This window comes from Bradyrhizobium sp. th-b2 (assembly GCF_000426785.1).
GTDB classification, from domain to species: Bacteria; Pseudomonadota; Alphaproteobacteria; order Rhizobiales; family Xanthobacteraceae; genus Bradyrhizobium; species Bradyrhizobium septentrionale.
Genome location: NZ_AUGA01000042.1, coordinates 62,247 through 75,624 on the forward strand (window position 1 = coordinate 62,247; position 13,378 = coordinate 75,624).

General features: G+C 64.9%; 10 protein-coding genes. 3 read left to right on the forward strand and 7 right to left on the reverse strand.

Annotated features, from left to right (window positions below):
* Positions 1 to 83: 83 nt before the first annotated feature.
* From K359_RS57510 to K359_RS0134410, 3 genes are all read left to right on the forward strand, one after another.
* A complete protein-coding gene (locus K359_RS57510) occupies positions 84 to 3,950 on the forward strand; it encodes an autotransporter outer membrane beta-barrel domain-containing protein (protein ID WP_051346565.1) in 3,867 nt (1,288 codons plus the stop codon).
* A gap of 390 nt (positions 3,951 to 4,340) precedes the next feature.
* The gene (locus K359_RS0134405) at positions 4,341 to 5,852 is read left to right on the forward strand and encodes a DEAD/DEAH box helicase (protein ID WP_029083371.1); all 1,512 of its coding nucleotides are present in this window, start codon (positions 4,341 to 4,343) and stop codon (positions 5,850 to 5,852) included.
* 316 nt (positions 5,853 to 6,168) lie between these two features.
* On the forward strand, positions 6,169 to 7,236 hold the full coding sequence (locus tag K359_RS0134410; protein WP_029083372.1) for a GGDEF domain-containing protein: 1,068 nt from the start codon (positions 6,169 to 6,171) through the stop codon (positions 7,234 to 7,236).
* Between the two features lie 208 nt (positions 7,237 to 7,444).
* Here the strand turns inward: K359_RS0134410 and K359_RS53815 are convergent, their stop codons facing one another.
* From K359_RS53815 to sufB, 7 genes are all read right to left on the reverse strand, one after another.
* Positions 7,445 to 7,915 carry a TfoX/Sxy family protein gene (locus K359_RS53815; RefSeq protein ID WP_035977620.1) on the reverse strand — a complete coding sequence of 157 codons (471 nt, stop codon included), beginning with the start codon at positions 7,913 to 7,915 and terminating at the stop codon, positions 7,445 to 7,447.
* Between the two features lie 143 nt (positions 7,916 to 8,058).
* Positions 8,059 to 8,448 (reverse strand): iron-sulfur cluster assembly accessory protein, encoded by a 390-nt coding sequence (locus K359_RS0134420; RefSeq protein WP_029083373.1) that lies wholly within the window; start codon positions 8,446 to 8,448, stop codon positions 8,059 to 8,061.
* A 74-nt stretch (positions 8,449 to 8,522) separates the two neighbouring features.
* Entirely contained in the window at positions 8,523 to 8,894 is a 372-nt protein-coding gene (locus tag K359_RS0134425; RefSeq protein ID WP_028342143.1) for an SUF system Fe-S cluster assembly protein, read from the reverse strand.
* Entirely contained in the window at positions 8,891 to 10,138 is a 1,248-nt protein-coding gene (locus K359_RS0134430) for a cysteine desulfurase (protein ID WP_029083374.1), read from the reverse strand. Before K359_RS0134430 ends, K359_RS0134425 begins: the two co-directional genes overlap by 4 nt.
* On the reverse strand, positions 10,135 to 11,457 hold the full coding sequence (gene sufD, locus K359_RS0134435; protein WP_029083375.1) for a Fe-S cluster assembly protein SufD: 1,323 nt from the start codon (positions 11,455 to 11,457) through the stop codon (positions 10,135 to 10,137). Before sufD ends, K359_RS0134430 begins: the two co-directional genes overlap by 4 nt.
* 19 nt (positions 11,458 to 11,476) lie before the next feature.
* Positions 11,477 to 12,229 carry a Fe-S cluster assembly ATPase SufC gene (gene sufC, locus K359_RS0134440; RefSeq protein WP_029083376.1) on the reverse strand — a complete coding sequence of 251 codons (753 nt, stop codon included), beginning with the start codon at positions 12,227 to 12,229 and terminating at the stop codon, positions 11,477 to 11,479.
* A gap of 59 nt (positions 12,230 to 12,288) precedes the next feature.
* A partial coding sequence (sufB, locus tag K359_RS0134445; protein ID WP_029083377.1) for a Fe-S cluster assembly protein SufB occupies positions 12,289 to 13,378 on the reverse strand: 1,090 nt, incomplete at its 5' end.

Consider the following 13,378-nt stretch of genomic DNA (forward strand, 5'->3'; position numbering starts at 1 on the left):
CGACGGTATGCGCGCACTGAGAAGACACCGCACGACCGTTACGCCAGAAACAAACAGCTACAATGGCGTGTGGGGGCAAGGTCATGGCGGGCGGCGGCGGCAGGCCGGGGATGTGGCGCGGCGCGCTGCTTGGATCGGCGTCATTGATTGCGATGACGTCCACGGCCGAGGCGGCGGTCTACTGCTCGGGCGTCGGCACCGGCAACGTGCTCTGCGACGCCGCCCATCCGTCGGACGGCGGGCTCAACACGAGTTTCAACGGTGATGTCACCGTGAACGTCAACGCCGGCGCCGAGATCACGACCCGCGGCGTGGTCGTGAGCGCCTCCGGCAGTATCACGTTCAATCACAACGACCCCGCGGGCATCACATCGGCTCTGTACGACGGCATCCTGCTCCTCGGCGGCAGCCAAGCCCCGATCACCTACACGGGATCGGCCGACGTCACCGCCAACTGGTACGCAATCAACGTCTCGGCCAGTGGTCCGGTCTCGATTACGCAGACCGCCGGCACGATCACGGCCGGCACCGGCATCAATGTCTTGAGTGCAGGACCGGGGGGTAGCGTCAACATCAACACGGTTGGCAGCCAGATCGTGACCCGAGGCGGCCTCGGAATCTACGTCCTGAGCAACGGTAACCAGTCCGACGTCACGATCGCGACAGGCGCAGTCACCGGCGACACCACCCAAACAGGCGGCGGGATTTACGTCCGCATGGGACAGGGCAGCTATTATTCGCGCAATCTTTCCGTCACGACCAACGGCGCGGTCGTCGGCGGCATCTATCTCCAGGACGGCGGCACCGGTACCGTCGACCTCACCACCAATGCGAGCGTCGCGGGCGGCATCATCCTCCAGGCCAACAATTCGGCCAACACCAGCGCGTTCACGGCGAAGCTCAATCAGGATGTCAGCGGCTCCGTGAGTTTGACGAACTACGGCTCCGGCACCATGACGGTCCGGACGCGCGGCATCACGGGCGGGACGCTTACCGTGTCCGGCGGCGGCGGCGCCAACAACAGCCTCGTCGTGGACGGCAATACTGCCAAGGGAAATGGCCCCGACCAGGCCTACTACGGCGCCCTGGCGTCCGTCGGTTTTTCCGGCGCCGGCGCCAACACCGCGACCTTCAATGGCGATATCTCCGGAACCTTCGACACCAGGACTTCCACCTCTCCTTCGGCCGGTGGCACCGTCATCGGCCTCTCCGCCGGATTGGGAAGTACATCCAGCAACGGCTCCGCGGCACTGAACGCCAACGGATCGATCACGATTGCCGGCATGACGCCATCCGGCCAAGTCGCAAATGTGACCGGAGCGTCCCTGGCAGCCTACGGCGTGGTCCCGGTCGACTTCAATCTGCACGGCGCCGTGACGGCAACGTCGATCAGCGACACCGCGTCGACAGTGGTTGGCATCAGCGTGGCACAAAACAATCTGAGCGCGACCCGGTTGACCGCCGATGGCGCCGTGACGGCCACCGCGATCGGCGCCGGCAGCAGGGCCACCGGAATTACTGCCTCAACTGTCAGCCTGCCGCCGACCATCGTCAACACCGGCACACTTACCGTTCGCGCCAATGGCGACGTGACCGCGACTTCTGACGGCGCCGCGACCGGCATCACGCTGAGCCGTGGCATTTCCAGATTCTCGTCCATCACCGCGGGGCTCGGCGGCATCGACCTCGTCACCAAGGGCACCGTAAGCGCAACATCGACCAGTGCGGCGGCGAGCGGCATCAGTGGCGTCATTACCCATGGCGCCGACAACGCCGCAACGCTGGCGCTGCGCGCGGAAGGCAATGTCGTTGCGAGCGGCCTCGCAGCTGGCAGCTACGGCATCTTCGCCCAGCGCGACGGTCTCGGCGACATCAGGATCGACGCGCTGGGCAGTGTGCTGAGCAGTGGCATCGGCATCGCCGCATCGCGCTCGACGCCGGGCAACATCTTCATCACCACCGGGACCTCCGTCACCGGTGCCACCGGCATCACGACGTCGGGCGGCACCACGACGCTGATCGCCAACGGCACCATCACCGGCACCGGCGGCACCGCGGTGCAGTTCGGCGGCACCAACGACGTGCTGCAAATGCAGTCCGGCGCCGCATTCAACGGCAATGTCATCGGCACCGGGACCAGCATCCTGCAGTTCGGCGGGACGACCGCGACGAGCTTCGATCTGTCGAAGCTCGGTAGCGGCGCGCAGTTCTCGGGCTTCTCCAGCCTTGCACTGCTCGCTGGCTCGAGTTGGAGCTTCTCGGGCAACTCAAATTTTGTGGGCACCGTCAACGTCGACAGCCTGTTCACCCTCAACGGCGCGATGCCGAACGCCAACGTCACCGTCGGCCCGACCGGCACGCTCGCCGGCAACGGCACCATCGGAAACACCGTCATCAGCGGCACGCTGTCGCCCGGCAATTCGCCCGGCACCATCACGATGGCAAGCCTGACCATGACGGCGGCCGCGACCTATCTGGTGCAGGTCACCAACACGATCAGCGACAAGGCGATCGTAACCGGCACCGCCAACATCGCCGGCAATGTCATCGTCGATCCGCTCGAACGGATCACCAGGAAGGTCACCTACACGATCGTCAATGCGGGAACGCTGAGCGGCACATTCGGCTCGGCGAATTTGTTGCTCGCCAACAACCTCGCCCGCAATCCGGTGCTGAGCTATGTCGGCAACGACGTGTTGCTGTCGCTCGATCCCGGCCTGCTCTCGCCGATCCTGCCGACCAATGCCGGTATCAACCACAGGAGCGTCGCGGGCGCGATCGACAACGGCCTGCTCGGCGGTGCCAACCTTTCCACCGCGTTCAGCGCGATCTTCAATCTGTCGGGCGACAATCTCCTGAAGGGCCTGACCCAGCTCTCCGGCGAGAGCGCGGCCGGTTCGCAGCAGACCACGTTCAATGCCATGAACCAGTTCATGGGAACGATGCTCGATCCCTTCATCGACGGTCGCGGTGCGACGACCGTGCCGGCCGGCGCCACGTCCTACGCCGACGACAATTCCCTGGCCTACGCAGCCAGGCGTTCGACCAGCGAGGCCTATGCCGCAGTCTATCGCAAGGCGCCGATCGCCGTGAGCTACGATCCGCGCTGGAGCGTGTGGGCGGCGGCGTACGGCGGCTCACAGACCACCGACGGCAACAACGCGCTCGGCTCGAACAACACCACCAGTCAGGTGTTCGGCACCGCCATCGGCGCCGACTATCGGTTCTCGCCGAACACGATCGCGGGCTTTGCGCTCGCCGGCGGCGGCACCAACTTCAGCGTCGCCAACAGTGGCGGCGGCCGCTCCGACCTGTTCCAGGCCGGCGCCTTCGTTCGGCACAATGTCGGCGCAGCCTACCTCGCCGGTGCGCTGGCCTATGGCTGGCAGGACGTCACCACCGACCGCACGGTGACGGTCGGGAGCGTCGATCGCCTGCGCGCCGAATTCAACGCCAACGCCTGGTCGGGTCGCGTCGAGAGTGGCTACCGCCTCGTCGCGCCATGGATCGGCGGCATCGGCCTGACGCCCTATGCCGCCGGCCAGTTCACGACGTTCCAGCTGCCGGGCCACACCGAACAAGCGATCGTCGGCGCCAACACCTTTGCGCTGGCCTACAACGCAAAGAGCGTCACCGACGCGCGCAGCGAGCTCGGCCTGCGCGCCGACAAATCCTTTGCGCTCTCCAGTGCGGTGCTGACGCTACGCGGCCGCGCGGCCTGGGCGCATGACTTCAACCCCGACCGCAGCATCGCCGCGACATTCCAGACCCTGCCTGGCGCGAGCTTCGTCGTGAACGGCGCGGCGCAGGCGTCCGACTCCGCCCTGACCACCGCCTCCGCCGAGCTGAAATGGGCAAATGGCTGGTCGGCGCTCGCAAGCTTCGAGGGCGAATTCTCCAACGTGACCCGCTCCTACGCCGGCAAGGGCGCGGTCCGCTATGCATGGTAGGGCGTACCGGGCCGTGGCGGGGCCGGCGCATCCGGGGGCCTGACATCAGACGAATCCAGGCCGAAAAATAGCGCGGACACCCCTGCCGAGGCCCGGCCGCCGGATCCGGGGGTGGTGATTCATTTGACCGCAAAATGACGGAAACGACGCTTATTTCTGCGAAAATATTAAGCTTTTTCGGCCATCGGCCGGTTCATAGATTGACTTTACCGGTTTCGCCCCTATGTTGCGGGGCAACGCGGCCCTCGGATCGAAACGCGATTCGTCAGGTTTGCCGTCCGTCAGCGTTAGTCAGAGCCCCCGAGCTTTATAGAAAAGCGAGCCGTTTCGGGGCCGAACGCGACAGCCTTTTACCTGCGATGCCGAACGGCGGTTTCGACCAGAGGCTCAATGTCTTTTTCCAATCTAGGCCTGTCCGATAAGGTCCTCGCCGCAGTTGCGGCCACCGGTTACACCACCCCCACTCCCATCCAGGAACAGGCAATCCCGCACGTCCTCGCCCGGCGCGACGTGCTCGGCATTGCCCAGACCGGCACCGGCAAGACCGCTGCCTTCGTTCTCCCGATGCTCACCCTCCTCGAGAAGGGCCGCGCCCGGGCACGGATGCCGCGCACCCTGATCCTCGAGCCGACCCGCGAGTTGGCCGCGCAGGTGAAGGAGCAGTTCGACAAATACGGCGCCGGTCAGAAACTGAACGTGGCGCTGCTGATCGGCGGCGTCTCGTTCGGCGACCAGGACTCCAAGCTGACGCGCGGCGTCGACGTCCTGATCGCAACGCCCGGCCGCCTGCTCGACCACACCGAACGCGGCGGGTTGCTGCTCACCGGCGTCGAGCTCTTGGTGATCGACGAAGCCGACCGCATGCTCGACATGGGCTTCATTCCCGACATCGAACGCATCTGCAAGCTCGTCCCGTTCACGCGGCAGACACTGTTCTTCACCGCGACGATGCCTCCGGAGATCAGCCGCATCACCGAGGCCTTCCTGCATAATCCGGCACGGATTGAAGTCTCCAAGCCCGCGACCGCCGCCGTCACGGTGACGCAGTTGCAGGTCCCGGCCGGCCGCGAAGCGCACGAGAAGCGCGATATCCTCCGCCGCCTGCTGCGCGACGCCAAGGATCTCAACAACGCGATTATCTTCTGCAATCGCAAACGCGAAGTCGCAGTCCTGCACAAATCGCTGCAGAAGCACGGCTTCAGTGTCGGCGCCCTGCACGGTGACATGGATCAGAGCGCGCGCACCGCGGCCCTCGATCAATTCCGCAAGGGCGAGATTCCATTGCTCGTCGCCTCCGACGTCGCCGCCCGCGGCCTCGACATTCCGGCCGTCAGCCACGTCTTCAATTTCGACGTGCCGCACCACCCCGATGACTACGTCCACCGCATTGGCCGTACCGGCCGCGCCGGACGCACCGGTACCGCGATCTCGATCGTCACCTCGCTCGACAGCAAGTCGATGACCGCGATCGAGAAGCTGATCGGCCAGCCGATCCCGCGCGCCGAGGGCGACTACACCGTTCGCAGCGATGCCTCCGACGAGGACGCCGCGCCGCGCCGCTCCCGCAGCCGCGAAGGTTCGCGCGATGGTGCCCGTGGCAGCCGCAAGCCGCGCCGTGAGCGCGAGCCGCGTCACGGTGAGCGCGAAGCGCGCCAAAGCGAACGCGAAGCGCCTCACGGTGAACGCGAGCCGCGTCAGGACCGGGAGCCCCGGCAGGAGCGTGCAGCGAAGCCGGAGCGCGAACCGCGCCACGGCCGCAACGCTGGCCCGCCGGCTCCGTCGCATGTGCCGTCGATCGGGCGTGCCGAGCCACGCCGGCCGCAGCGAGAGGCGGACCACGAGCCCGGCGATCATTCGCACCTACCCGCCTTCCTGCTGCGACCTGTGCGCGCACGCGCCTAAGGTTGGCTCCGATCCCGCCGCGCCAGCGGCGGCATTCCGGGCAATCTCCGTCGTCGCCGACGGTTGAGGCGCGCGTGATTCCTTCGGGTTTGAAGCAAATACGCGCAGCTTTCGCACAGGAATCGTGAGCAAGCGAAAAGCTTCCGAAAGCTGTGCGCGATCCTCGGCGCAATCGAGCTCGTCCGACGATCGTCGCGGCCATATCTCCGCGGTTCCACTATTTACCTTGCCTTCACTCTCGTCCCGTACCTTCCCGCCAATAGTTTAGTCATTGCCGCCGGGCATAACCGGCATTGCGCGCATTGGGGACGTAACAGTGGTTAAGCTGCTGGACGAACAAGAACGTACATTGGCCTTTGCCGAAGTCGCGCTTGGCCAGATCCGCTCGCTTCGCCAGACCGCCGTGCCCCGCAACTACGAAATCTGGTACGTCTACGCGACCGGCTACAACGCTCCGCTCAACAAGGTCATCAACGAGACGCTGGCGCGCAGCGGCAAGCTCAGCGAATCCGATCTCGAGCAGATCTACGAAACCTACCTCTCGCACATCAAGACGTCGGACCGCATCGACCAGGTCGGCGCGCGCGTGATCGGCGAGATCGACGCCGTCATGAAGCTGATCACCGACGCGCTCGGCGTGTCGGCGACCTACGATGCGAGCCTGGTCGGCGCCACCAGCAAGCTTGCGACCGCGACCACCCGCGATCACATCAAGGCCATCGTCGACAGTCTGGCGAAATCGACCCGCGAGATGCGCGAGACCAACCAGGCGCTGGAGAACCGGCTCGCGCTGTCGAAATCCGAGATCAGCGACCTGCAGCACAGCCTCGAGGCGATCCGCGCCGAGAGCCTCACCGATCCGCTGACCGGTCTCGGCAACCGCAAATATTTCGATCGCTCGATCGACATGGCGGTGCAGGCTGCGCTCGCCAGCAGCGAACCACTGTCGCTGCTGATGTTCGACATCGATCACTTCAAGTCGTTCAACGACTCCTACGGCCACCTCACCGGCGACCAGGTGCTGCGGCTGGTGGCGCAGTCGTTGAAGCAGACCATCAAGGGCCAGGACATCACCGCGCGCTATGGCGGCGAGGAATTCGCTGTCGTGCTGCCCAACACCGCGCTGCGCCAGGCGCTGACGGTCGCCGACCACATCCGCCGCGCCGTGATGGCCAAGGAACTGAAGAAGAAGTCGACCGGCGAGATCCTCGGCCGCGTCACGATCTCGGTCGGCGTCTCCATGCTGAAACAGGGCGACGACACGGATTCGCTGATCGAGCGTGCCGACGCCTGCCTCTATGCCGCCAAGCGCGCCGGCCGCAACCGGGTGATCTGCGAGACCGATCCGGAATACAGCGCCGAAACCCAGACCCGGGTGGCGTGATCTGCCCGCCCCCCTTCGCGACGCGCGCGATGCGCGCTCAGGATGACGGAATTGGCTTACTCAGCTTGCTCAGTGTCATCACCCGCGCATGCGCGTGATCCAGTATTCCAGAGACGGTCGTGCTTGAGCCGATAGGCCGCGGCGTACTGGGTCGCCCGGTCGAGCCGGGCGACGACAACAGTGGATGTGGACAAAGCTTCACATCCTCTCAGGACGACGACCTCTTCGATCGCTTCTTTGAAGGTCGCTTCGCCGCTGACTTCTTCACCGCTGCCTTCTTGCCAGCGGTCTTCTTCGCGGAAGCTTTCTTCGCAGGTGCCTTCGCCGTCCGCGCGACCGATCGTTTCCTCGGCCGCTTGCGCAGCGCTGCGCGTTGGGCGGCGGCAAGCGCCGAGCGTGCCCAGACCGCGAGTTCCTCGGAATCATCGAACAACCGCGCCGGCAGCTGCCAGTACGAATTCACCGTGACCGTCTTCGACCGCGTCTGGTACTGGAACGGCCCGCAGCCTTCGGCCTCGAATTGCGGGATGGTCTCCTCGTCGGCACGGAAGTAGAGCCCGGCACGCAGCGCGAGCGCGAAATTGGTGCCGTCAGCGGAGATGCCGTAGCCGGAGAACATCCGGCGCAGCGTGACCGGGCCGAAGTCGGCGAACAGGTCACTCAGGAATTCGCGGTCCATATGCCCACCCGTGACCGGCGCGCATCCGTTTGCCGCGGCGTGCCAGCAGTATGGTCGACGACAGCGTCGACGCGCAACAATGGTGGTTATCGGCTGGCGGCTCCACGGCGCGCGCGATTGCGCGCCGGCCGGCGCAGCAGCAATCAGACAGTGGCCGGCTTGAGCTGCACCGATTCGCCGCAGCCGCAGGCGGAGACCTGGTTCGGGTTGTTGAACACGAACTGGGCCTGCATCTTGTCGGCCTTGTAATCCATCTCGGTGCCGAGCAGGAACAACACAGCCTTCGGATCGACCAGGATCTTCACGCCCTTGTCCTCGACCACTTCGTCGGTCGGGCGGATCTCGTGGGCGTATTCGACGGTATAGGACTGTCCGGCGCAGCCGCCGTTCTTGATGCCGACGCGCAGGCCGACGATCTCGGAATCGGCGCGTTTGGTCAGCTCGGTGATCCGCTCCGCGGCGGCATCGGTCAGTTTCATGACCTGCGGGCGCGGCCGCTTCGGCTTGGCTGGGGTTGGTGAAGCTTGCGTCATGTCACTCATGTGGTCAGTCCCAGCGGCAAATCAATTGCCGATCTTCTTGAGCCTAAGTTTAGTTCCCTAACGCATCACCACATATTGAGGACGAGGCGTGCCTCGTCCGACATCCGGTCCGGCGTCCAGGCCGGATCCCAGACCAGATTGACGTTGACGACGCCGACACCGGGAACACTGGCCACCGCGTTCTCCACCATCTGCGGCAGCTCGCCCGCGGCCGGGCAGTTCGGCGTGGTCAGCGTCATCAGGATGTCGACGGAGCGGTCATCCTTGAGGTCGACCTTGTAGATCAGGCCGAGCTCGTAGATGTCGGCCGGGATTTCCGGATCGAACACCGTCTTCAGCGCGGCGACGATCTCGCCGCTCATGCGCTCGGTCTCCTCCGCGGGAAGTGCCGAGGTGGTTTCCATGGTGGCCGTCTTGACTTCGGCTGTATCGGTCATGCGAACAATTCCCGCGCCTTGATCAGCGCTTGCGCCAGATGGTCGACTTCTTCCCTTGTATTATACATCCCGAAGGATGCGCGGCAGGTGGCCGTCACGTTGAACCGCTCTAAAAGCGGCATCACGCAATGCGTGCCGGCGCGCACCGCGATGCCCTGACGGTCGATCACGGTCGCGACATCGTGGGCATGCGCGCCCTTCATCTCGAAGGAGATCACCGGGCCCTTGTTGCGGGCGGTGCCGATCAGGCGCAGCGAGTTGATCTCGCGCAGGCGGTCCTGGGCATAGGTGAGCAGCTCATGCTCGTGGGCGGCGATGCGCTCCTTGCCGATCGAATTGACGTAGTCGATCGCGGCACCGAGCCCGATCGCCTCGACGATCGGCGGCGTCCCGGCCTCGAACTTGTGCGGCGGATCGCCATAGGTGACCGAGTCCTTGGCGACCTCGCGGATCATCTCGCCACCGCCGTTGAACGGCCGCATCGCCACCAGGTGCTCGTGCTTGGCGTAGAGCGCACCGATACCGGTCGGCCCGTAGACCTTGTGGCCGGTGAAGGCATAGAAATCGCAATCGAGGTCCTGGACGTCAACGGGCAGATGCACTGCGCCCTGCGCGCCGTCGACCAGCACCGGAATGCCGCGGGCGTGGGCGAGCCGGACCACCTCCTTGACCGGAACCAGCGTGCCGAGCGCGTTCGACATCTGGGTGATCGCGACGATCTTGGTGCGCGGGGTCAGGAGTTTCTCGAACTCCTCGATCAGGAAATTGCCCTCGTCGTCGACCGGCGCCCACTTGATCACGGCACCATGGCGCTCCCTGAGGAAGTGCCACGGCACGATGTTGGAGTGGTGCTCCATGATCGAGAGGACGATCTCGTCGCCCTCCTTGATGTTGACCCCGCCCCAGGACGACGCCACCAGGTTGATCGCCTCGGTGACGTTGCGGGTGAAGACGATCTCTTCATTGCGGCGGGCGTTGATGAACTTCGCGACCTTTTCGCGGGCGCCCTCATAGGCCTCCGTCGCGGCATTGGCGAGGTAATGCAGGCCGCGATGCACGTTGGCGTATTCGCTCTTGTAGGCCTCGGTCATGCGGTCGAGCACCGCATTCGGCTTCTGCGCGGAGGCGGCGTTGTCGAGATAGACCAGCGGCTTGCCGTAGATCTGCATGGCGAGCGCCGGGAAATCCTGCCGCACCAGCGCGACGTCGTAAGAGCCGTTGGCGACCGCCTTGTGCATGCTCACGCCCTCGCCTGAAGCCAGCGCTGCGCGGTGGCAATTGCGACCTCGCGCAGCGCGTCGCTGGCGATGGTCTCGATCGCCTCGCCGACGAAGGCCTGGATCAGGAGCGCCTGTGCTTCCTTCTCGGGCAGTCCGCGGGCGCGCATGTAGAACAGCAGGCTCTCGTCCAGCGCGCCGGTGGTCGCACCATGGCCGCAGGTGACGTCGTCGGCGAAGATCTCGAGCTCCGGCTTGTTGTCGGCTTCCGCGTCGTCGGACAGCAACAGCGCACGGGTCATCATCTTGGCGTCGGTCTTCTGGGCGTCCGGGCGGACGATGATGCGGCCCTGGAACACGGAATGGGCACGGTCGTCGACGACGGCGCGGAAGATCTCGCGGCTCGCGCAGTGCGGCACCGCGTGATCCATGAACAGCGTGGTGTCGGCGTGCTGCTTGCCGTTGATCAGATTGACGCCATTGGTCTCGACCGTCGAGCCCTCACCGGCGCAGGTGATCGTCAGCTGGTAGCGGCTGACATGACCGCCCGAAGTCAGGCCGAACGTGTTGAAATGGGCGTGCGCGCCGAGCATAACCGTCGCGGAGGAAATGTTGAACGCGTCGATGGAGTCCTCGACCAGCCTGATGTGATCGAGCCGCGAATTGTCGCCGATCGCGACGATCAGCCCGTCATGGGTCTGGTAGGCCTTGGCGCCTTCGCCCGCGAGATAGCTCTCCACCAGCGTCACGCCGGTGTCGCGGCCGAGCCGGAGCAGCGAACGCGTGAACGTCGAGGCCGGTGTGGCGCTGGATGCGACGTGGACGATGTGCAGCGGTTGCGACAGCACCGTACCATTGGCGACCTCGACGACGACGCCATCGGTCGCCATCGCGCCATTCAGCGCGATCATCGGATTGGAAATGTCGGAGGCAAAGGCCTGGGCGGAGAGCCCGCCATCGCTGGCCTCGAGCACCTCGCGCATCGCGCGGATGCTGAGCCCCTTCTCGATACCGCCGAGATCGGACAGATCAGGCGCGAAGGCGCCATCGACCAGCACGAGGCGGCGCACGCCGTCGATCGCCCGCAGCTTGACGGCAGCAGCCGCGCGGTCCAGCCCGGCCGCATCGGGCGCCGGCGCGAGCGGCAGCACCTCGCGCATCAAGGCGCGCAGGTCGGTGTATTTCCAGTCCTCGATCCGGCGATGCGGCAGGCCTGATCGTTCATAGGCCTCGAACGCCTGGCGGCGCTGATCGGCGATCATGCCCTTGCCCGGCAGACGATCGCGCACCACGGCGAATGCATCGCCCAGCGCGCGTCCGGTCTCGGTCTTTGCTACAACGTTCATATGAAAACCCGTAACCTAATCAGGCAGCGTCTTCGAACTGCGCGTACCCGGACTCTTCCAGCTCCAGCGCCAGTTCCTTGCCGCCGCTCTTCACCACCCGGCCCTTCGACATCACGTGCACGACATCGGGAACGATGTAGTTGAGCAGCCGCTGATAGTGGGTGATCACGACCATCGCGCGCTCCGGCGAGCGCAGCGCGTTGACGCCATCGGCGGCAATCCGCAACGCGTCGATGTCGAGGCCGGAATCCATTTCGTCGAGGATGCAAACGGCCGGCTCGAACAGTGCCATCTGCAAAATCTCGTTGCGCTTCTTTTCACCGCCGGAGAAGCCGACATTGACGCCGCGCTTCAGCATGTCCTGCGGGATGTTGAGCTGCTTCGCCACCTCGCGGACCTTCCTCAGGAACGCCGGCGACGAGATCTCGTCCTCGCCGCGCGCCTTGCGCTGGGCGTTGAGCGCCGCGTGCAGGAAGTTCCAGGTGGTGACGCCGGGAATCTCGACCGGATACTGGAACGCCAGGAACACGCCCTTGGCGGCGCGCTCGTTGGGCGCCATCTCCAGCAGGTCCTCGCCCCTGAACAGGATTTGCCCGCCGGTGACTTCATAGCCGGGCTTGCCGGCGATAACGTGGGACAGCGTCGACTTGCCGGAGCCGTTCGGCCCCATGATCGCGTGCACCTCGCCCGGGTTCACCGTGAGCGACAGCCCGTGGAGGATCTCGCGCTCCTCGACACGAACCTGCAGATCTTTCACTTCCAGCAGAGACATCTGATTTTTCCTGAGCATCACCCGCAGGGCGCGTCGGCCGCGCCCTCAAGCGGGATGGATTAGCCAACCGAACCTTCAAGGCTGATCGAGATCAGCTTCTGCGCTTCCACCGCAAATTCCATCGGCAGTTGCTGCAGCACGTCTTTCACAAAGCCGTTGACGACGAGGCCGACGGCTTCTTCCTGCGAGAGCCCGCGCTGGACGCAGTAGAACAGCACATCCTCGGAGATCTTCGACGTGGTCGCTTCGTGCTCGAACGTTGCCGAGGAGTTCTTGGCCTCGACATAGGGCACGGTGTGCGCGCCGCATTTGTCGCCGATCAGGAGCGAATCGCAGGCGGTGTAGTTGCGCGCGCCGGTGGCTTTACGGTGCGCACTGACGAGGCCGCGATAGGTGTTCTGCGATTTGCCGGCGGCGATGCCCTTGGAGATGATCCGGCTCGACGTGTTCTTGCCGAGGTGGATCATCTTGGTGCCGCTATCGACCTGCTGGAAGCCGTTCGAGATCGCGATCGAGTAGAACTCGCCGCTCGAATTGTCGCCGCGCAGGATGCAGCTCGGATATTTCCAGGTGATCGCCGAACCGGTCTCGACCTGGGTCCAGGAGATCTTGGAATTCCTGCCGCGGCAGTCGCCGCGCTTGGTGACGAAATTGTAGATGCCGCCCTTGCCCTCGGAATTGCCGGGGTACCAGTTCTGCACCGTCGAATACTTGATCTCGGCATCGTCGAGTGTGACCAACTCCACCACGGCGGCGTGCAACTGGTTCTCGTCGCGCTGCGGCGCGGTGCAGCCTTCGAGATAGGAGACGTAGGAGCCCTTGTCGGCGATGATCAGCGTGCGCTCGAACTGGCCGGTGTTGCGCTCGTTGATGCGGAAATAGGTCGACAGCTCCATCGGGCAACGCACGCCCGGCGGCACGTAAACGAACGAGCCGTCGGAGAACACCGCCGAGTTCAGCGTCGCGAAGTAATTGTCCGTGGTCGGCACCACGGTACCCAGATATTTCTGCACCAGCTCGGGATGCTCGCGGATCGCCTCCGAGATCGGCATGAAGATCACGCCGGCCGCCTTCAGCTCCTTCTGGAAGGTGGTCGCCACCGACACCGAATCGAACACGGCGTCGACCGCGATCTTGCGGCTGGGCGAC

Coding starts and splice junctions, on each gene's coding strand:
- K359_RS0134405 (WP_029083371.1), top strand. CDS start 4,341: ATGTCTTTTTCCAATCTAGGCCTGTCCGATAAGGTCCTCGCCGCAGTT.
- K359_RS57510 (WP_051346565.1), top strand. CDS start 84: ATGGCGGGCGGCGGCGGCAGGCCGGGGATGTGGCGCGGCGCGCTGCTT.
- K359_RS0134425 (WP_028342143.1), bottom strand. CDS start 8,894: ATGACCGATACAGCCGAAGTCAAGACGGCCACCATGGAAACCACCTCG.
- K359_RS0134420 (WP_029083373.1), bottom strand. CDS start 8,448: ATGACGCAAGCTTCACCAACCCCAGCCAAGCCGAAGCGGCCGCGCCCG.
- K359_RS53815 (WP_035977620.1), bottom strand. CDS start 7,915: ATGGACCGCGAATTCCTGAGTGACCTGTTCGCCGACTTCGGCCCGGTC.
- sufC (WP_029083376.1), bottom strand. CDS start 12,229: ATGTCTCTGCTGGAAGTGAAAGATCTGCAGGTTCGTGTCGAGGAGCGC.
- sufD (WP_029083375.1), bottom strand. CDS start 11,457: ATGAACGTTGTAGCAAAGACCGAGACCGGACGCGCGCTGGGCGATGCA.